Source organism: Hyphomonas beringensis, assembly GCF_000682755.1.
Classification (GTDB): domain Bacteria; phylum Pseudomonadota; class Alphaproteobacteria; order Caulobacterales; family Hyphomonadaceae; genus Hyphomonas; species Hyphomonas beringensis.
Window position 1 is genome coordinate 1 of sequence record NZ_AWFF01000001.1, and the last position, 17,862, is coordinate 17,862.

At 59.9% G+C, this 17,862-nt stretch carries 18 protein-coding genes; 8 read left to right on the top strand and 10 right to left on the bottom strand.

The genetic code is table 11. From position 1 onward, the window contains the following. Positions 1-58 precede the first annotated feature (58 nt). From HY29_RS00005 to HY29_RS00020, 4 genes are all read left to right on the top strand, one after another. The gene (locus HY29_RS00005) at positions 59-370 is read left to right on the top strand and encodes a DUF736 domain-containing protein (RefSeq protein WP_034789507.1); all 312 of its coding nucleotides are present in this window, start codon (positions 59-61) and stop codon (positions 368-370) included. A gap of 17 nt (positions 371-387) precedes the next feature. Continuing rightward, positions 388-768, top strand: coding sequence for a helix-turn-helix transcriptional regulator (locus tag HY29_RS00010; protein ID WP_081811140.1), 381 nt, complete (start codon positions 388-390; stop codon positions 766-768). 91 nt (positions 769-859) lie between these two features. After that, positions 860-1,315, top strand: a complete 456-nt coding sequence (locus tag HY29_RS00015) for a mobile mystery protein A (RefSeq protein WP_034789509.1) — start codon at positions 860-862, stop codon at positions 1,313-1,315. Beyond that, on the top strand, positions 1,315-1,914 hold the full coding sequence (locus tag HY29_RS00020; protein WP_034789510.1) for a mobile mystery protein B: 600 nt from the start codon (positions 1,315-1,317) through the stop codon (positions 1,912-1,914). The genes HY29_RS00015 and HY29_RS00020 overlap by 1 nt, the downstream gene beginning before the upstream one ends. 27 nt (positions 1,915-1,941) lie before the next feature. On the opposite strand, the gene HY29_RS00025 is transcribed toward HY29_RS00020, so the two are convergent. Both HY29_RS00025 and guaA read right to left on the bottom strand, forming a co-directional pair. After that, a complete protein-coding gene (locus HY29_RS00025; RefSeq protein WP_034789512.1) occupies positions 1,942-3,216 on the bottom strand; it encodes a tyrosine-type recombinase/integrase in 1,275 nt (424 codons plus the stop codon). 293 nt (positions 3,217-3,509) lie between these two features. Next, a complete protein-coding gene (gene guaA / locus HY29_RS00030) occupies positions 3,510-5,072 on the bottom strand; it encodes a glutamine-hydrolyzing GMP synthase (protein ID WP_034789518.1) in 1,563 nt (520 codons plus the stop codon). A 511-nt stretch (positions 5,073-5,583) separates the two neighbouring features. Here guaA and HY29_RS18110 point away from each other — a divergent pair. Further along, positions 5,584-6,738: an aspartyl/asparaginyl beta-hydroxylase domain-containing protein gene (locus tag HY29_RS18110; RefSeq protein ID WP_051600948.1), complete on the top strand. Its 1,155-nt coding sequence runs from the start codon at positions 5,584-5,586 to the stop codon at positions 6,736-6,738. On the opposite strand, the gene HY29_RS00040 is transcribed toward HY29_RS18110, so the two are convergent. After that, positions 6,739-8,046, bottom strand: a complete 1,308-nt coding sequence (locus tag HY29_RS00040) for an RsmB/NOP family class I SAM-dependent RNA methyltransferase (protein ID WP_034789520.1) — start codon at positions 8,044-8,046, stop codon at positions 6,739-6,741. 170 nt (positions 8,047-8,216) lie between these two features. Between HY29_RS00040 and HY29_RS18115 the strand changes: the two genes are divergently transcribed. Then, on the top strand, positions 8,217-8,828 hold the full coding sequence (locus HY29_RS18115; protein ID WP_051600949.1) for a GNAT family N-acetyltransferase: 612 nt from the start codon (positions 8,217-8,219) through the stop codon (positions 8,826-8,828). 50 nt (positions 8,829-8,878) lie between these two features. Here HY29_RS18115 and HY29_RS00050 read toward each other — a convergent pair whose 3' ends face one another. The 3 genes from HY29_RS00050 to HY29_RS00060 form a co-directional block, all read right to left on the bottom strand. Beyond that, positions 8,879-9,340, bottom strand: a complete 462-nt coding sequence (locus tag HY29_RS00050) for a hypothetical protein (protein ID WP_155838147.1) — start codon at positions 9,338-9,340, stop codon at positions 8,879-8,881. Between the two features lie 185 nt (positions 9,341-9,525). Next, positions 9,526-10,980 carry an IMP dehydrogenase gene (guaB, locus tag HY29_RS00055; RefSeq protein ID WP_034789523.1) on the bottom strand — a complete coding sequence of 485 codons (1,455 nt, stop codon included), beginning with the start codon at positions 10,978-10,980 and terminating at the stop codon, positions 9,526-9,528. A gap of 127 nt (positions 10,981-11,107) precedes the next feature. Continuing rightward, a complete protein-coding gene (locus HY29_RS00060; RefSeq protein WP_034790360.1) occupies positions 11,108-11,521 on the bottom strand; it encodes a hypothetical protein in 414 nt (137 codons plus the stop codon). Positions 11,522-11,786: 265 nt separating this feature from the next. Between HY29_RS00060 and HY29_RS00065 the strand changes: the two genes are divergently transcribed. Then, positions 11,787-12,083 carry a dodecin family protein gene (locus HY29_RS00065; RefSeq protein WP_051600951.1) on the top strand — a complete coding sequence of 99 codons (297 nt, stop codon included), beginning with the start codon at positions 11,787-11,789 and terminating at the stop codon, positions 12,081-12,083. On the opposite strand, the gene HY29_RS00070 is transcribed toward HY29_RS00065, so the two are convergent. Beyond that, positions 12,080-12,787 (bottom strand): RlmE family RNA methyltransferase, encoded by a 708-nt coding sequence (locus HY29_RS00070; protein WP_034789525.1) that lies wholly within the window; start codon positions 12,785-12,787, stop codon positions 12,080-12,082. The two genes, HY29_RS00065 and HY29_RS00070, sit on opposite strands and share 4 nt — an antisense overlap. Further along, positions 12,777-13,934, bottom strand: coding sequence for a Ppx/GppA phosphatase family protein (locus tag HY29_RS00075; protein ID WP_051600952.1), 1,158 nt, complete (start codon positions 13,932-13,934; stop codon positions 12,777-12,779). Before HY29_RS00075 ends, HY29_RS00070 begins: the two co-directional genes overlap by 11 nt. 174 nt (positions 13,935-14,108) lie before the next feature. On the opposite strand from HY29_RS00075, the gene hspQ reads away from it, so the two are divergent. After that, positions 14,109-14,438 carry a heat shock protein HspQ gene (hspQ, locus tag HY29_RS00080; RefSeq protein ID WP_422119907.1) on the top strand — a complete coding sequence of 110 codons (330 nt, stop codon included), beginning with the start codon at positions 14,109-14,111 and terminating at the stop codon, positions 14,436-14,438. A 30-nt stretch (positions 14,439-14,468) separates the two neighbouring features. Here hspQ and HY29_RS00085 read toward each other — a convergent pair whose 3' ends face one another. Next, a complete protein-coding gene (locus tag HY29_RS00085) occupies positions 14,469-16,244 on the bottom strand; it encodes an SLC13 family permease (protein ID WP_034789528.1) in 1,776 nt (591 codons plus the stop codon). An 81-nt stretch (positions 16,245-16,325) separates the two neighbouring features. After that, a complete protein-coding gene (gene rfaE2 / locus HY29_RS00090) occupies positions 16,326-17,786 on the bottom strand; it encodes a D-glycero-beta-D-manno-heptose 1-phosphate adenylyltransferase (RefSeq protein WP_034789529.1) in 1,461 nt (486 codons plus the stop codon). Between the last annotated feature and the right edge of the window lie 76 nt (positions 17,787-17,862).

A 17,862-nucleotide genomic window follows, 5' to 3' on the forward strand; every position in this document is an offset into this window, starting at 1 on the left:
CCGGGTTCAAGCGGGCCCGCAAGGCCCTTCATGCCAGAGCCAGCAAAGGAGACTAGAGATGGCAACAATTGGTACCTTCAGCCAGAAGGACGGAAAATGGACCGGGACGATCCGGACCATGACGATCAATGTGAAAGCGCAGATGGTGCCGGTTGCCGAACCGGCAGAAGGCGGGCCGGCTTACCGCATCTTCGCAGGCGGCGCCGAGCTAGGTGCGGCCTGGCAGGAAGAGAGCAAGGATGGCGAAACCCCCTACCTCGCCGTGAAGCTGGATGATCCGGGGTTCGACAAGCCAATCCGGGCTGCCTTCTTCGAGAAGGAAGAGGATGGTAGCGGCGTGCTGGTCTGGAACCGGCAGAAGCTGAACTGAACCGGAGACGTGTCGTCATGGGATATGAATTGCGGACAGGCGGACTGGAGTCGCTCAAGCACCTCGCAAAGGATGTCTATTCCTTTGGTCCGGGGCCCGGGTCCAACGCGAAATCGTCCCGTGACGACACGTTTCGCCAGCTCATCGCCAACAACAGGACTGTGCGGCGCCCCGAATTGCGCAAACTGGTTCCCCTGTCTGACACGACGATCTACGAACTTGAACGTCGGGGGAAATTTCCAAAGCGCTTCTACCTAACACCCAAATGCGTCGTCTGGCCGCTCAAGGACGTGCTCGAATGGATCGAGGAGCGTCGGCGTATTACTGAAGACGGGCGGCCCGAAGACACGCCTGTTCCCGACGTTCATCAGCGGAAGAGCCGCCCGACATGTAATTGAGCGCCACAAAACAGGTAGCGGCCTGTTTACAAAATATTTTAAATAAGGATATAGCCTGTTTTTAGAATCGTAAAAAACAGGTTGCAGCCTTATGAAAAAGACCCGCCAACGCTCGCGCCAGGCCCTGGACCAGCGTTTCTCGACCATTCGGGAAGCGGTAGATTTTGCGCGGCCAAAGTCAGGTTGGGTACGGACGCTTCGGGAGGCGCTGGGCATGACCCGTATCCAGCTCGGAAAACGCATGTCGATCACGCCGCAAAGTCTTGCTGACATCGAACGCTCTGAAACCGAGGGGAAGATCCGCTTGGAAACGCTTGAACGTGCTGCCGACGCGCTTGATTGCGAAGTTGTCTACTTCCTCCTGCCGCGGGACCGGCTAGAGCAACGCGTCATGAACCGCGCCCGTGAAATCGCGGCGAAACAGATCCGAGCCATCTCTCATACAATGGCCATGGAAGATCAGGCTGTGCCTGACAAGGAACTGAATGAGCGGATCGACCGGTTCATACGAGAGAGCCTCGATGAGCGCGACCTCTGGGAGTCCTGATGACTGACCTGTTTCAGGAACCAGACGACGCAACGCCCCTCGATCCTGACGAACGGGCAGGACTTCTGCAGGACTGGATCGCAACACGCGCTGAACTGAACGCTGCAGAGCAGGACAATATCGATACCGCCGCCGCCTGGGTCTTCCGGCGGCGGCGCGCACCCATCCTCAGCGTCGAATTCACGAACGACCTGCATCGCCGGATGTTCAATGACGTCTGGGCGTGGGCAGGCACTTACCGCGCGACCGAACGCAATGTCGGCGTCGCGCCTTATATGATCGGCGTCCAGATGGCCCAGCTATTCGACGACGCAAATTACTGGGTCGACCACGAGACCTATCCCGCCGACGAGATTGCAGTTCGCCTGCATCACCGGCTCGTCGCCATTCACCCTTATCCCAATGGGAACGGGCGCCTTTCTCGCATGATGGCCGACCTCCTGATCCAACGCTTGGGCCAACCAGCCTTCAGCTGGGGCAGCGAGGTCCTGGGTGGCCAGATTGCTGACATGGGCGAGCTCAGAGGCCAATACATTGCAGCCCTGCGTGCGGCGGACCGCCATGACATCACTGCCCTGATGGAATTTGCACGGTCATGAGGCCAACATTGGCGCTTGCGAGCAAGATTATGGATCGAATTTAGGATCAAGCTGGAGATCAAAACCCAATTCAGCCGATGCCGGCGGCGTAAGCACCGGTTGCCTTTGATGCCCTTGTGACCACGCATCGATTGTGTCCGCCCATTCCTGCATCATGTGACGCCGGCCATCGGCATACTCGGCCTTGTTATAGACACCGCGTGACGTGCGACGGTCTTCATGGGCGAGCGCCTTTTCGACCCAGTCCCGATTGAAGCCGAGCTCATTCAGAAGCGTAGAACCGGTGCGCCTCAGATCGTGGACGGTGAACCGTTCCAGCGGCAACCCCGCCTCCTGAGCCGTTTCCCAGGCCGCCGAGGTTAGTCGATTGAGCGTGGCGTTTGAGATCGGCTTGTAGCAGTCGTAGCGGGACGGAAAGACATAGCGCGATCCTCCAGCGCAGGTCTTGAGTGCCACAAGAATATCAAGCGCCTGACGTGACAGATAGACATTGTGAGGCAGTCCCGTCTTCATCCGCTCCTTCGGGATGGACCAGACCGCGTTGTCGAAACTGATTTCGTCCCAGGTCGCCAGGCTGACTTCGGATTTCCGCTTCATGGTAAGCAAGATGAATTTCAGCCCGAGCTTGAGCGTTGGGGTCGCGATCAGCTCTTCGAGCACGCTGTAGAAGATCCTGATCTCGAGCGGTGAGAGAGACCGGTCCCGCGGGCGCACTTTGGCGATAGAGGCCGGCGCAACTTCGTCAGCAGGATTATCGACCTTCACGCCATGCAGCCTGGCATATTTGTAGATCAGATGGACAAATTCCCGAACGTGAAGCGCCGTAGACGGAGCGCCACGCTTCTTCACCTTCCCGCACAGGGCCCGGAGATCCTCCGGTGTAACCTCACTCAGCAGGTAGCTCCCAAAAGCGGGAAGGATGTCCCTGTTCAGAATGTGCCGGCGCATGTCGCGCGTGCTCTCGGCCATGTCATCGCTGTCGATCCATCGATTGGCCATGTCGGAGAATGAACCCGCTTCGGACAGGCGCGTCTTTGACCGCTTCTTCTCCTTGGCCGGCGAAACACCAGACTCTACGAGCCGCCTCGCATCCATGCATTTCTCGCGAGCCGCTGCCAAACCGACGCCCCCGCTCCCGTAACGCCCGATGGTCAGCGTCTCTCGACGCCCATTGATCCGGTAGTCATACCGGAACGTCACAGTCCCTACAGGTGAGACGGTTACATACATGCCATCCCGATCCGCGACCTTGTAAGTTTTATTCTTTGGTTTCAACGCCTTGATGGCTACGTCTGTCAGCATCCTAACCCTTTCCGGTCATTTTTACCGTCACTCGAAATGGCGACGGTAAAACCTGACTTTTCCCTGTTCTTTCAATTGCCTAGCTCTCTATTTTTACCGTCAGGGGCAATTTTGGCTTGACGGTAAATGGCAATTTAGAGGGATAGGCCGGGAACGCATACCGTCAGCTTTACCGTCACCGGCTCGCATTTGGCGGTAAAAAATGGTGATAGGAGTCGAAAGAAATACGCCACTAAGCGTTTGAACCTAATGGCGTTTTTAAAAGATTTCGAAAGATCATGAGAGTGATGAAATCATTCCCACTCGATCGTGCCGGGGGGTTTACTGGTCACGTCATAGACGACGCGGTTCACGCCTTTGACTTCATTGATGATGCGTGTTGCAACGCGGCCGAGGAAGTCATGCTCGAACGGATAATAATCCGCGGTCATACCATCTGTTGAGGTCACCGCGCGCAAGGCGAGCACAGCTTCATAGGTACGCTCATCGCCCATCACGCCGACCGTATTGACCGGTAGCAGTACGCTGAACGCCTGCCAGATTTCATCATAAAGCCCCGCCTTGCGGATCTCGTCGATATAGATCGCATCGGCCTTGCGCAGCGTGTCTGCTTTCTCGCGGGTAATCTCGCCCGGAATACGGATAGCAAGGCCCGGCCCCGGGAATGGATGGCGGCCAATGAAGCTATCCGGCAGGCCAAGCTCGCGGCCCAGCGCCCGCACTTCGTCCTTGAACAGTTCACGCAGCGGCTCAACCAGTTTCATGTTCATGCGTTCCGGCAGGCCGCCCACATTGTGATGGCTCTTGATCGTCACACTCGGCCCGCCAATGGCCGATACACTCTCGATCACATCCGGGTACAGAGTGCCTTGCGCCAGGAAGTCTGCGCCGCCGATCTTCTTCGCTTCTTCTTCGAACACATCAATGAAGAGGCCGCCAATGATCTTGCGCTTGCGTTCCGGGTCCGACACACCATCAAGCTTGCCGAGGAACAGGTCTGACGCATCCACGTGCACCAGCGGAATATTGTAATGCTCGCGGAACAGGCTGACCACCTGCTCGCTCTCGCCTTGGCGCATCAACCCGTGATCGACATAAACGCAAGTCAGCTGCTCGCCGATCGCTTCGTGGATCAACACTGCCGCAACGGAGGAGTCGACGCCGCCGGAAAGTCCGCAGATCACGCGCCCCTTGCCCACCTGCTCGCGGATCTTTTCGATCGCCTCGGCGCGATAGGCCGCCATTGTCCAGTCGCCTTTCAGGCCGGCTACGCCATGCGTGAAATTACGCAGCAATTCGCGCCCGTGAACCGTGTGAACGACTTCAGGGTGGAACTGCGTACCGTAAAATTTCCGCTCCGGGTCTGCGATGATGGCATAGGGCGCCCCGGGAGATTTCGCGATCACACCAAAGCCGGGTGCCATCTCGGCGACATGGTCACCATGGCTCATCCAGACCTGCTCTGTATCGCCGCCATGGAACAGGTCTGACAGGATCGGGTCATCTACAACCTTCTCGATGAAGGCCCGCCCGAATTCACGGCTGGTGCCGCTCTCAACCTTGCCGCCCAGCTGCTCCATCATCACCTGCTGACCATAGCAGATGCCCAGCACAGGCACGCCCAGCTCGAAGATGGCATCATCGGCGCGCGGGCTGTCTTCCCATGTCACACTGGAAGGTCCACCAGACAGGATCACGGCCTGCGGCCCATAGGCCTCCAGAAAGGCGCCATCCACCTTGTTGAACGGGTGAATTTCACAATAGACGCCGCTCTCACGCAGGCGGCGGGCGATCAGCTGCGTCACCTGGCTGCCGAAGTCGACAATGAGGGCGCGTTCGTGTCTCTGCTCAGTCATGTCGCCCGATAGCCGAGGAAGAAGGATTCGTCCATATCCGGCAGGCGTCTTGGGCCGTTTAAACTGCAATCATGCGCGCTTCAACGGCGTCTCGCTTTCCAGCCACTGGCTGACCTGATGGCCAAAGCGAAGTTTTACCCCGTCCACACACGCCATGCTGATCCGGCATTGAGACAGCGCAGACTGTGACCATGCCTCTACCTGGACATCCGAGAATAAGGCAGGAACACAGCCGGATGGAACAGCCCAAAGGGCCCGAATGGCTTCAGATACAGGCCCTGCGGTGAAAGCGCGATGCTGAGGCACAGGCTGATGAACGCGACCGGAAAGGCGAACAGAATGACAATGAAAACAAGTATGGCGCGTCCCTCACCTCAAACCCGAATATCGCCATCCCGCACGTTCCATGACAAGCCCCGATGAAATGCCCGGCGCCACCGCAGCGCACCGCCTTGACGGCTTGCGACCCATCTGCCCTATGCTCCCCTCTGCTGCCAAGAGAGGCCCGAGCATGGATGCAAAGCTACAGCAGGCCCGCAACATAGCGAGACAAGGCATGCAGGCGCTTTCTCAGCGTCAGGGCGCCGCCGCAGAGGCCGCCTTTGGGCAGGCCATCGAACTCGGCTGGACTGGCGCGGACATATGGATTCTCCTGTCACACGCCCGCTCTCTGAAAAAGGATATCACCGGCACGGAAGCCGCGCTGCAAAAGGCCCTAAGCCTTGAGCCGGAAAACCCGCGCGCCCTGCTCTATATGGGGTCCTTTCTGGAATCGTGCAGCCAGCATCTCCGTGCACGGTCATTCTATGAGCAAGGCATATCTTTTGCCGTAGCGGCGCAGGACCAGACACCCGAACTGGCAGACCTGATAAACCGCGCGCGGCGGTTTCTCGCCAATATGCCCAAGGATGTCCGCCACCCGGTCGATGATTTCATCGACGTGCACAATCTGGGCGGCGACCCCGAAGATGAATTGCTGATCCAGTCACTGCAGATCCTGGCAGAGCGCAAACGCCCCTTCGTGTCTCAGCCCTCACGCTTTCTCTATGCAGGACTGCCCAATCGCCAGTTTTTCCGGCGCGACGAATTAGAGTGGACCGGCGCGCTGGAAAGCCAGACAGACGCTATAAGGACGGAACTGGAAGGGTTGTTGGCCCGGCCCGAGGCCTCACGTTTCGCTCCCTATGTCGAAAGCAACAGTCAGAAAGGGGCACCGAACGACACCCCGATGACGAACAATCCGGACTGGAGCGCATTCTATCTAATGAAACAGGGCAAACGCGTGGAGGAGAACATTGCACTCTGCCCGCAAACTATGGCCGCGATAGAGGCCATAGGCGATGATGCCTTCCCCTCGCCCCAGCCATCTGTGCTATTCTCACAATTGAAGCCCGGCACGCGTATCCCGGCGCATGTCGGCATGTTTAATACGCGTCTGATCTGTCACCTGCCGCTGATCATTCCGGAAAAATGCGGCTTCCGCGTGGGGAATGAGACGCGCGAATGGACACCCGGCGAGATGTTCATCTTCGACGACTCCATCAATCACGAAGCCTGGAACGAAAGTGCCGAGCCTCGCTTCATCCTGATTTTTGAAATCTGGCGTCCGGAACTGTCAGCCCGCCAGCGTCGCTTACTAACGGAATTGTTCGCCCCAGGCTTTTGATTAGCCTGCCTTGCGCAGCACCGCGAAGAAGAATCCATCCGTGCCGGCGCGGCGTGGCGTCAGACGCACGCTGCCTGTTGGTCCGCGATAGCGTTTCACGGCGGCGGCGCCCTCTTCCGTCAGCAGGCCGGAGGCAATCGCCGACTCTGCCGCATCTTCCTCCGTAAACTCTGGATGCGTCGCCAGGAAACCCGCCACGCGGTCCTCATCTTCTTCCATCAGGAAAGAGCACGTCGCATAGAGCAGCCGCCCGCCGGGCTTCACGAAAGCACTCGCGGCCGCAAGGATCTCTTCCTGCTCCTGCATGCGTTTTTCCAACTGCTTCTCTTTCAGGCGCCATTTCGCGTCCGGGCGGCGACGCCAGGTGCCGGTGCCGGTGCAGGGCGCGTCCACGAAGACGAGATCCATCTGCGCTGTCAGGTCGACCAGCTGCGTTGGCTCGCTTGGGTGAACCAGCTGCACATTGTGCGCGCCGGAGCGTTTCAGACGCGGGATCAACGCTGAGAGGCGACGTCCGTCAATGTCATAGGCAAAGATCTGTCCCTTGCCCCGCATCTGTGCCGCGATGGCTAGCGTCTTGCCGCCGCCGCCCGCGCAATAGTCCAGCACCTGCTCGCCCGCTTGCGCATGGGCTGCAGCCGCCGCGATCTGGGAGCCTGCATCCTGCACCTCGACCCAGCCCTTGGAATAGGCCGGAATGCTCTCAAGGCTCGCCTCGCGTTCGCTCGGATCGCGCGCAGGGATGTGGAACGCATTGACCAGCAGCGGAGACTCCTCAGCCTTTGCGCTGCGCAGCGGTTGGGACGCCTTCTCCGCATCCACTTTCAGCGTGTTTACCCGCAAATCGACATCCGCGCGCACCGCCATGGCCTGCGCCTCGACGACCGCCTCCTCGGCGAACACACGCGCCATCATCGGCGCCATCCATTCCGGGAAATCCCCCTGCACATGCGGCGGCGCGACCGGGTCTGGCGCCATGACCAGACGTTCGCGCTCTTCCAGCGTCAGCTTGCTGGGCGCGTGGTCTTCATCCATCGCGTCGTCAATCTGGCGGATATTCCAGCCCCAGGCATGTGCCAGCGCACCCAGGATCAGGCCGCGTGGGCTGTCATCCCCCATGGCGTGGGCAATGGAGTTGCGCTTGCGCAGCGCGTCCAGCACAAGGCCGCTGACCCAGGCCCGGTCCTTGGACCCGGCATAGCGCGCCCGCTTGCCCCAGTCCCGCGCAGCCGACTTCACCGGTTGATGCCGGTTCAGCACGTCTGTCAGAACATCGATAGCTGCTGCGATACGTCCGCCATTGCGCATGGGAATTGCCTCACGGGTTCAAATCAAGCGCCCTGTTAGCGCGCGAGGCCCGATAAGGGAACCTGCGGTGTCAGCAGCACTCCAGGGCTCGCCGGCCCCGCTTCAATGCATCGCCTTGCCCGGGCACGGGAATTGTCGTCCTATGCCGTCGACTGTAAGGGAGCCGCTATATGCTGGAACTGAACCTGCCGCAGGAGATCAAGCCCGCCAACCCGCTTGACTGGCAGGCGCTGGGCGACATCACCGCAGAGGCCTTCTCGGACGATCCCGTCAACCGCTGGATATTTGGCAATGAAGACGCGATCCGGGCCACCTTCCGCCTTCTGGCGCGGGACGTCTATCTGCGGCATGGCCTCTGTCACATCATCGGGGATGATGCGGCCTCGATGTGGTGCATGCATGATGCGAGCCGCGAGCCGAGCCCGCTCAGCACGCTCAAGCTCGGCTGGTCCCTTCTCACCAAAGGCTCAAAAGGCGCGCTTGGCCGCGCCATGAAAGCAGGCGACGTGATGGACAAGCATCACCCGAAACAGCCTCACCTCTACCTCTTCACCATCGGCACACGGAAGGCTGCGCGCGGCAAAGGCTATGGCAAGCTGCTGATGAGAACGATGCTGGAGGGCGCAGACCGTGACGGCCTGCCCTGCTATCTGGAAAACTCGAACCCGGACAATACCGGCTTTTACATGAGCCACGGCTTCGAACGCATGCAACTCTTCGAAGTCGGCGAAGGCAGCCCCCCGCTAGAGGCGATGTGGCGAGATGCGCGTCCCTCGCAATGACCATCACCATCAAAGTCGCAACCGCCCAGTTCGCCTGGGGCGCAGGTCAGCTAGCAGCCGTCACCACTGCGTTGCCATCTTGAGGAATTGAAAATGGTTGCGGTGCCCTCGCCTGTTTCAACTTCGAAGCTGCTGGAGACGCGCACCAGGTTGAAGGCGTAGTGAACACGTAGATTCCCGCTTAGCGGCCCGCAAGTGATCTGCGCATCCATTGTGGTCAGATTACCATTGGAACTGAAATTCTCTTCCGAGATCACGCACTGGCGATCAGCATATGTCTTGAGGAAGGTCTGATCCACCGCGCTCAGCGAGTTGTTGCTATCGTCGATGCATATTGACCCGCTACTGGTTTCACGCTCGTTCTTGGTGCCGTCCGGCATCGTCTGAGTCATAAAAGAGGTATCGGTCCAGGCACCTTTACCGAAGTCACCCGATGCCTGGGCCACAGCTGGTAGTCCAGGCAAACCCATGGCCAGTCCGGCCAACGCCACACCCATGATGGAAGGTCTCATTTATTGCGTCCCCTAAAGCAGTATTGAGCGATCAGACTAGTCGCGGCCTTCACCCCGTCAAGTCGGATACGCTACCGCCCCATCAGAAAGCTCGGCCTCAACGGCACTCGCACGGCACTCATGGCCAGCTGTGTCCACAGCCTCACCTTCTCGGTTACGCGGGTCTTGGCGCGGAAACGCTCTGCCTACCGCGTCAGCGAATAGTTCGGGCTTTCCCGCGTCATCTGCACGTCGTGGACATGGCTTTCCTGCAGGCCAGCGCCGGTAATTTGGACAAACTCCGCCTTCTGATGAAGCTCGTTGATATCCTTTGCGCCGACATAGCCCATGGCTGCGCGAAGCCCGCCGACCATCTGGTGTACGATCGGCCCCAGCGGACCCTTGAATGGCACCTGGCCTTCAATGCCTTCCGGCACCAGCTTCTCCTGCGCCGCATCCTTCTGAAAATAGCGGTCGGCTGAGCCGCGGGCCATGGCGCCGAGGCTGCCCATGCCGCGATAGGCCTTGTACGAACGACCCTGATAGAGGAACACTTCACCCGGCGCTTCTTCCGTGCCTGCGAACATGGAGCCCATCATCGCCGTGGAGGCCCCGGCGGCCAGCGCCTTGGCAAAGTCGCCCGAGAATTTGATCCCGCCATCGGCAATCACGGGAATTCCGCTTGCCTGAGCGGCATTCGCGCACGCCTCAATCGCCGTCAGCTGTGGCACGCCTACACCGGCAACGATCCGCGTGGTGCAGATGGAGCCCGGCCCGATGCCAACCTTCACGGCATCCGCGCCCGCATCGATCAGTGCCTTGGTGGCTTCGGCGGTCGCAACATTGCCTGCAATGATCTGCACGGAGTTTGATATCTTCTTCGCGCGTGTCACGGCATCAGCAACGGATTTGGAGTGTCCGTGCGCTGTGTCGATCACAACGCAGTCCGCCCCGGCCTCGATCAGCGCTTCGGTGCGCTCAAACCCTTCATCGCCCACGGTAGACGCAGCGGCGACGCGCAGGCGTCCTGCGGCGTCCTTGGCGGCGTTCGGGTTCACGGCGGCCTTGTCCATGTCCTTCACGGTCAGCAGACCCACACAGCGATTATCATCATCCACGATCACGAGGCGCTCGATCCGGTGCTTGTGCAGCAGGCGGCGGGCCTCTTCATTGGACGTATCCATCTTTACCGTCACGACCTCGCGGGTCATCAGGTTGGCGACTTTCTCATTCTTGTCGTCAGCAAAGCGCGTGTCACGGTTCGTGATGATGCCAACCACCTTGCCGGACTCGTCCACAACAGGCACGCCGGAGAAACCGGTGCGCTGCTTCAGCTCGATCAGTTCACCCAGGCTGGCGGTCGGGTTAATCGTGAGCGGGTTCATCACCACGCCGCTCTCATATTTCTTCACCATGGCGACTTCGCCGGCTTGCTGCTCGACTGTGAAGTTGCGGTGGATCACACCGATGCCGCCGGCCTGCGCCATGGCAATGGCCAGGCGCGCCTCGGTGACGGTGTCCATCGCCGCAGAGATCAGCGGAATGTTCAGCGGAATGGCTTTGGTGAGGAAGGTGGAAACGTTGACTTCCGCGGGCATGACCTCGCTTGCGCCAGGCTGCAGAAGCACGTCGTCGAAGGTAATGGCTTGTCGGATTTTCATCTGGGGAGCTCCCTTTTTGGCCCCATAAGGGAGTCGCGGGCCTTTGTGAAGTCCTCTCCTGAAAATCCTGCTGCAAGACAGCCATTCACGGATGAATGGGCTTTTGCCTGTCCGGGGCTGCGCTCAATCAGTCGACACAGATTGTCGGCGCGGCCTTGCCATCTTCGACGGTGGCATAGCAACCAAACGGGCTGTCGGTGACCTGGCAGGTGCCGGTAACGGTCTCGTCTGGCTGGGGCATCGTCTCACCGATATTCAGGCGGCACTGGCCAAGGCAGTCATCATTGTCGGAACAGGTCTTGCCGGCATCGGCATAAGTCTGCACGCATTGCTGCCAGCCCAGCATGCCATCGCGGCGCACTTCCCCGCCCGCGGCTTCACATTCGGCGCGCTCAGCCGCTGTGGCGAGCTCACCATCAAAACTGATCTTCTCATATGGGTCAGTGCCGCCGCCATAGGCCTGATCTTCGCCATAGACCTCCTGAAGATAGGCACATCCGGCCAGCAGAAGGAAAGACGCAAGAAGAAGAACACGGCGCATATAATGGATTCCTTGGGATGAGGGCAGATCTGGCATCCGCTCCGGAAAATAGCAGATTATGCCGGGTCTACGCGTCAAGAAAGCGAAAACCTAGCAGCGACAACAGCATCTGCGCACGTGGTACCCCCCGGACAGCGGCGCGCTACCGGGTTGGCACGGTATTAGCATCGGAAAATGGAACGATATGAAGACGTGCCGCATAAATACGGTAACCCTCGATTTCATCGGGGTGACAAGTCAGAAGACTAAAGGAAGCACAATAAACATGGGATCAGCCGCTGGGATTGAACGCCAAATCATCGGGACATCCAATGTCTCCGTCGATGACGCGATTGAACGCGGCCTGACAGCGGCGCACATCAAATATGGTGCCCCCACCTGGTTCAATGTCGGCAATGTCCGCGGAATTATCGATAATGGCCGCGTATCCCACTATGAAGTCACGCTGGAACTTGGCTTCGATACGGCTGAAAAAGCCCCTGAAGCAGGCGACTATTTCCGCTCTGCCTGCCGCGGCAAGCCCCTTCACCGCATGCGCCCCAGCCTGGATGTGCGCTACTAGCCCTTGAAGCCCTTTGCCACCACGAAGATTTCCGGACTGCCGGCCCGGCTGGCGGGCGGCTTGATATGTTTCACGGTCTTGAAGTGCGCCTTAAGTGTGTCGAGCACATCCTTGGTTGCGCCGCCCTGAAACACTTTCGAACAGAAATTCCCGCCGGGCGCGAGGTGCTCAATGGCAAACGCCACGGCCATCTCGACCAAGGCAACAGTGCGCAAATGGTCCGTTTGCTTGTGGCCCGTCGTATTGGCCGCCATGTCTGACAGGACGAGGTCCGGTTTCCCGGTCAGCCCCTTCAGCAGCTCGGCCACATCGTCGGCTTCGGTTGCATCTCCCAGCACGATATAAGCGCCCGGCACCGGTTCCACCGGCAGCAAGTCAATTCCGGCAACTTCACTCGCACCCTTCTCGACCGCTACCTGCAGCCAGCCTCCCGGCGCACAGCCAAGATCGACCACCCGCTGGCCTTTGCGCAGCAGGCCTATTTTCTCGTCAATTTCGAGCAGCTTGTACGCCGCTCGCGCACGATAGCCTTCATCCTTGGCCTTGCGGACATAGGGGTCCTGCAACTGGCGCTCGATCCAGCGCTTTGAGCTTTCATTCTTGGCCCGGTGCGCCGTTACCTTGCGCTCATTCATCTGGCGGCCAGATGTGTTTTTGTCCGTCTTGCCAGGGCCCTTCCAGCGGCGCTTGTTATCATCCGGCATGTCCAGCTTCTCCGCTATTCGTATTAGATGTAGATGCCTGGGCCGTTTCATGGCCTGCCTCGCCGGCCTTCTTGCCACCGCGCCCGCCACGGCGTTTTCGGCGCGGTTTCTTCTGGCCGTACATCATGCTCAGCAACAGGCCTTCTCTCAGGCCCCGGTCACCAACCCGCATGCGCCCGGCCGGGAAGGACGTCCATAGGGATTCCAGGATCGCACAGCCTGCCAGCATCAACCCGGCACGCTCTTCCCCAATCGTCGGCAGCGCCGCACGGCCTTCCGGCCCGGACTCCACCAGCAGGCGCAGAACATCCTGCCCTGACTTTCGGCTCAGCCAGGTGCCGTCCACACGGTCCCGGCGATAGCGGTCCAGCTTCAGGTGCACCCCTGCAAGACATGTCACCGTGCCAGACGTGCCAATCAGATGCGCGCCGCGCTGGCCCATGGCAGACCGTATGGCGGGCGTCCCCTGCCAGGCATCAATCACGCCCGTGCAGTGTTCCATCATTGCGGTGTAGGATTCTGTCTCAGGCAAATGCGCGAAGGCCTCGGTCAGTGTCACGACGCCCAGCGGCAGGCTCGTCCAGTTCTGGATCGGCGCGCGATGGATCAGCCCTTTCAGGCCATTGGCCCGCGCCATCTCGGCATTCAGCCAAGACAATTCAGTTGAGCCGCCGCCAATATCCACGACCAGCACGGATGGTGCATCTCCGCCGATCAGGTCATGACAGCCAATGCTGGCCAGCCGGGCCTCTTCCTTGGCACCGATGATCTTGAAGGTCAGACCGGTTTCCTCATGCACGCGCTGGATGAAGTCCGGGCCGTTCTCGGCCTTGCGGCAGGCTTCCGTCGCAATGCAGCGGACCTTGCCGACGCCGTGGGATTTCAGTTTCCGACGGATTGCGTGCATCGCATCCATGGCGCGCTCAATGGAGGCATCGGACAGGCGGCCCGTCTCGTGCAGGCCCTCCCCCAGTCTTGCGATCTGGGAATGCGAATCGACCACACGGAAAGTCTTCCCGTGCGGCGCTGCCACCAGCAGGCGGCAATTATTTGTCCCAAGATCTACGGCAGCATACAGCTCCGAGGCCTTGGCGGGGCGCGGTCGGCCGCGATTACCGCGCCGTCCCGCTGCTTTTTTGTCAGCCATAGTGTGGCCCAAATTTATGTCTTGTTGCATGGTGTACCACAGGAGCGGGAAATGGCCAGACGCACATCTCTCTTCGGGTGGCTGCGACGCAGCAAAAAGAACGGAGGTCGCAAGACCTCTGAAGGCGCCCTATTGCTCGATAAACCCGTCAATCCTGACCATCGTTACAATGACGTGACCCCCCTGGTCGCCAAGTTCCAGATCGGCCAGGTTGTGCGCCACCGGCACTTCCCTTTCCGGGGCATCATCTTTGACGTGGATCCTGTATTTGCGAATACAGAAGACTGGTATGAATCCATCCCGGAAGAAGTGCGCCCCCGCAAGGATCAGCCCTTCTACCACCTGTTCGCGGAGAATGAGCGCACGCACTATGTCGCTTACGTCTCTGAGCAGAATCTGGTGCCGGACGAGTCAGACACGCCGCTCAACCATCCGGACATTCCGGAATGGTTCGACATGACCCCGCGTGGCACCTACGAACTGAAAAAAGGCGTCGCCAACTAGGCTGGCCGGCCTCACGCCAAGCTGTAATATTCAGTGCAGATAGAACATGTAGATCGCCAGGCTCGTTGCCAGGCCGACCATCAGATTCATTGGCACCCCGATCTTCAGGAAGTCAGAGAAGCGGTAATTGCCTGCCGCGTGCACAATCGTATTCGTCTGATAGCCGATCGGGGAGGCAAAGCTCGCACTTGCCCCGAACATGACCGCCACGACCAGGGCGCGCGGATCGATCCCCAACTGGCCGCCCACAGCGATTACCAGCGGGGTCATGATGACGGCCACAGCAGTATTGGTCACCACTTCCGTCAGGCCGGAGGTCAGTAGGTAGATCAACAGCACCAGCCAGAATGGCGACGCCATCCTCAGCACAGGCTCCAGCCCGCTGACCAGCGCCTCGACACCGCCCGCAGACTGCAGCCCCTCCCCGACCATCAGCATCGCCACAATCAGCGCCAGGACGCTTGCATCCATCGCTTCAAAGGCATCGTTCAGCGTCAGACAGCCAAAGGCCAGCACGGCTCCCACACCGATCATGGAGGTAATCAACAGCGGCACGCCCAGCACGGCAGACGACAGGATCACCGCCAACAGGATCGCAATCGCCAAGGGCCCACGCTTGCGGCGGAACGGCTCCACTTTCAGCGACCGGTCGATTACCAGCCCGCTTGACGTTGCCAGATCTCTCAGCTCCACCTCAGTGCCATCGATGATCATGCGGTCTCCGGCCTTGAGGCGCGCATTTGCCAGGTTTGGCCCCGGTAGGCTGCCGAACCGGGTCAGTCCGCGCACCGTCACCGCATGACGTGACAGGTATGACATGTCGGAAATGCGCCGCCCGATATTCGGATCGTTCGGCGTTACAGTTGCATGAGCATGTTCTTCTTCGCCCGCTTCATGCTGGCGAAGCTTGATGCCAATCCGGAACAGACCGCTATCGATCAGCGTGATCAGCTCCTCCAGATTGGCCCTCAGGGTAATACGGTCACCCGCTTTCAGCTCCGCGCCCTCCTGGGTGATGGCCAAGCGCTGATTTCCCCGGTTCAGAGAGACGATGTTGATACCCTTCTTGGTCAGTTCCGGCACGGCCTCTGCCAGCTTGCCTTCTGCCGCAGAGTCTTCACGGACAAACACATCCGTCAGATAGGAGGTATCCAGCGCCAGCGCCTTCACATCGCCCTGCTCTTTCGGCAGTAACAACCAGCCGAGCCCCAGAAGCATCGCAATCCCGCAGGCAAAGGTCACAAGCCCCACAGGCGTGATCTCGAAAATCGTGAACCGCTCCAGTCCGCTCTCGTGCGCCACACCGGCGACCAGCAAGTTCGTGGACGTCCCGATCAGCGTGCATGTGCCGCCAAGGATCGAAATATACGATAGCGGGATGAGCAGCTTCTTCTCGGAAATCTTCAGCCGCTGGGCCAGCTCGATCACAATCGGCAGCAGGATGACGACCACGGCCGTATTGTTCACAAAGGCCGAGGCAATCGAAACGGTCGCGCCCAGTAACAGCAACGCCCCCATCGTGGACGTATCGGCCACTTTCAGCACCGTCGCCGCCAGGGCATCCAGCACACCGGTCCGCCTGAGAGAGGCGGCCAGAATGAACATCGCCCCGATCGTGATTGGCGCGCTATTGGAGAACGCAGACGCAATGCCGTCCTGGTTCAGATAGCCAAGCAACAGGAAACTTGCTGCCCCGATCAGTGCCAAGGCTGCTGCGGGCAGCAATTCCAGGAAAAAGCCTACAAACATCAGCGCCAGAATGCTGAGGGAAATCAGGGCAGCATGCTCTGAAAGAAACAGCTCCATATGGGCGATCCTGTAGTAAAACTTCCAGTGACAACGCCCGCCTATCGCGCTGGTTGCATTAGACGGTACAGCTTTTCAGGCCTATTTCGTCTGGGCCCGCTCAATCGCCGCTGTGGTTGACTGGCCATCGACCAGCGGAACGATATGCACACTGCCGCCGCGTGCCTGAACAATGTCAGCCCCGACAATCGTGTCGATGGAATAATCTCCGCCCTTGACCAGCAAATCCGGCTGCAGCGCCTCAATCAGGTTCAGCGGCGTGTCTTCCTCAAACACAACGACCGCATCCACCGCCGTCAAGCCGGAAAGAACGCGCGCCCGAGAGTCGGCATTGTTGACCGGCCGGGACGGCCCTTTCAGGCGAGATACCGAAGCATCCGAATTCAGCCCCACCACGAGGCGGCCGCAACGCGACTTCGCCTCTTCCAGCACGCGCAGATGTCCAGGGTGGAGGATATCAAAACAGCCATTGGTAAACCCGACCGTCAGGCCAGTATCACGCCAGGCTTCCACTTGGGCCTTCGCCGCGTCCAGAGACAGATAGCTGACACCGCCATTGCGCAGGCCCATCAGCAACGCGGTCTCCAGCTCCGCCGCGGACACCGTAGCTGTCCCTGCCTTGCCGACGGCAATGCCAGAGGCTGCAATCGCCAGGCTCACGGCATCTGACAGGCTCGCCCCACCTGCGAGCCCCAGCGCCAGAGCGGCAATGCTCGTATCGCCCGCGCCGGAGACGTCATACACTTCACGCGCCTGCCCGCTATGATGCTGCGGGGCGTCTCCTTCCTCGGCAAAGCTCATGCCCTTGGCAGCGCGTGTCACGACAACGGATTTTGCCGGCAATACGGATTGCGCGGCTGTCAGCGCGGTTTCGATCTCCTGATCCGACTCCACCGGCAGGCCCAGCGCAATTGCCAATTCGCTCGCATTCGGCTTCAGCAGGTCTACCGCGCCATAGCGCGCAAAATCCCGCCCTTTCGGGTCGGCGATCACGGGCACGCCATTTTCTGCGCCAGCCTTCAGCGCGGCGGCGATCACACCATCCGTCACGGCGCCCTTGGCATAGTCTGACAGGATGATCACGGCAGCATTCGCCGCCTCATCCGCAATGGAGGCAATCAGCTCAGCCTCGGATGCGGGATCGATCGTGGCTGTGTCCTCGGCGTCCACGCGCAGCAATTGCTGTCCCCCAGCCACAAAGCGCGTCTTCAGCGTCGTGCTGCGCCCGCGCATGGCGATCAGGTCGGCTTCAATGCCCTCGATATTGCCCAGCAATTCGGCCAGCTCCCGCCCCTCGGCATCATCCCCGACAACGCCCAGAAGGCTCGCAGACATACCAAGAGACGACAGGTTGCGCGCCACATTCCCCGCGCCGCCCGGCATGGCGGCTTCACGCGCCCGCCGCATGATCGGCACCGGCGCTTCCGGGGAAATCCGCGTGACGCTGCCATAGACGAATCGATCCAGCATCACGTCGCCAACACATACTACGCGCTTGCCAGAAGCGGCCCGGATCAGACCTGTTAGGGGTCCACCTGTCATGACGTCTACCTGTCTTTACGGGTGGGTGATTCCACGCCTTCTGGTCCACCTATAACCGCGCAGACACAGGGGCGGA

Bases quoted from the DNA above. Each gene is read 5' to 3' on its own strand.
- guaB (WP_034789523.1), bottom strand. From the start codon at position 10,980: ATGAAAATCCGACAAGCCATTACCTTCGACGACGTGCTTCTGCAGCCT.
- HY29_RS00015 (WP_034789509.1), top strand. From the start codon at position 860: ATGAAAAAGACCCGCCAACGCTCGCGCCAGGCCCTGGACCAGCGTTTC.
- HY29_RS00085 (WP_034789528.1), bottom strand. From the start codon at position 16,244: ATGGAGCTGTTTCTTTCAGAGCATGCTGCCCTGATTTCCCTCAGCATT.
- HY29_RS00065 (WP_051600951.1), top strand. From the start codon at position 11,787: ATGGGATCAGCCGCTGGGATTGAACGCCAAATCATCGGGACATCCAAT.
- HY29_RS00070 (WP_034789525.1), bottom strand. From the start codon at position 12,787: ATGCCGGATGATAACAAGCGCCGCTGGAAGGGCCCTGGCAAGACGGAC.
- guaA (WP_034789518.1), bottom strand. From the start codon at position 5,072: ATGACTGAGCAGAGACACGAACGCGCCCTCATTGTCGACTTCGGCAGC.
- HY29_RS00025 (WP_034789512.1), bottom strand. From the start codon at position 3,216: ATGCTGACAGACGTAGCCATCAAGGCGTTGAAACCAAAGAATAAAACT.
- HY29_RS18115 (WP_051600949.1), top strand. From the start codon at position 8,217: ATGCTGGAACTGAACCTGCCGCAGGAGATCAAGCCCGCCAACCCGCTT.
- HY29_RS00075 (WP_051600952.1), bottom strand. From the start codon at position 13,934: ATGGCTGACAAAAAAGCAGCGGGACGGCGCGGTAATCGCGGCCGACCG.
- HY29_RS00060 (WP_034790360.1), bottom strand. From the start codon at position 11,521: ATGCGCCGTGTTCTTCTTCTTGCGTCTTTCCTTCTGCTGGCCGGATGT.
- HY29_RS00020 (WP_034789510.1), top strand. From the start codon at position 1,315: ATGACTGACCTGTTTCAGGAACCAGACGACGCAACGCCCCTCGATCCT.
- rfaE2 (WP_034789529.1), bottom strand. From the start codon at position 17,786: ATGACAGGTGGACCCCTAACAGGTCTGATCCGGGCCGCTTCTGGCAAG.
- HY29_RS00040 (WP_034789520.1), bottom strand. From the start codon at position 8,046: ATGCGCAATGGCGGACGTATCGCAGCAGCTATCGATGTTCTGACAGAC.
- HY29_RS00050 (WP_155838147.1), bottom strand. From the start codon at position 9,340: ATGAGACCTTCCATCATGGGTGTGGCGTTGGCCGGACTGGCCATGGGT.
- HY29_RS00010 (WP_081811140.1), top strand. From the start codon at position 388: ATGGGATATGAATTGCGGACAGGCGGACTGGAGTCGCTCAAGCACCTC.
- HY29_RS18110 (WP_051600948.1), top strand. From the start codon at position 5,584: ATGGATGCAAAGCTACAGCAGGCCCGCAACATAGCGAGACAAGGCATG.
- HY29_RS00005 (WP_034789507.1), top strand. From the start codon at position 59: ATGGCAACAATTGGTACCTTCAGCCAGAAGGACGGAAAATGGACCGGG.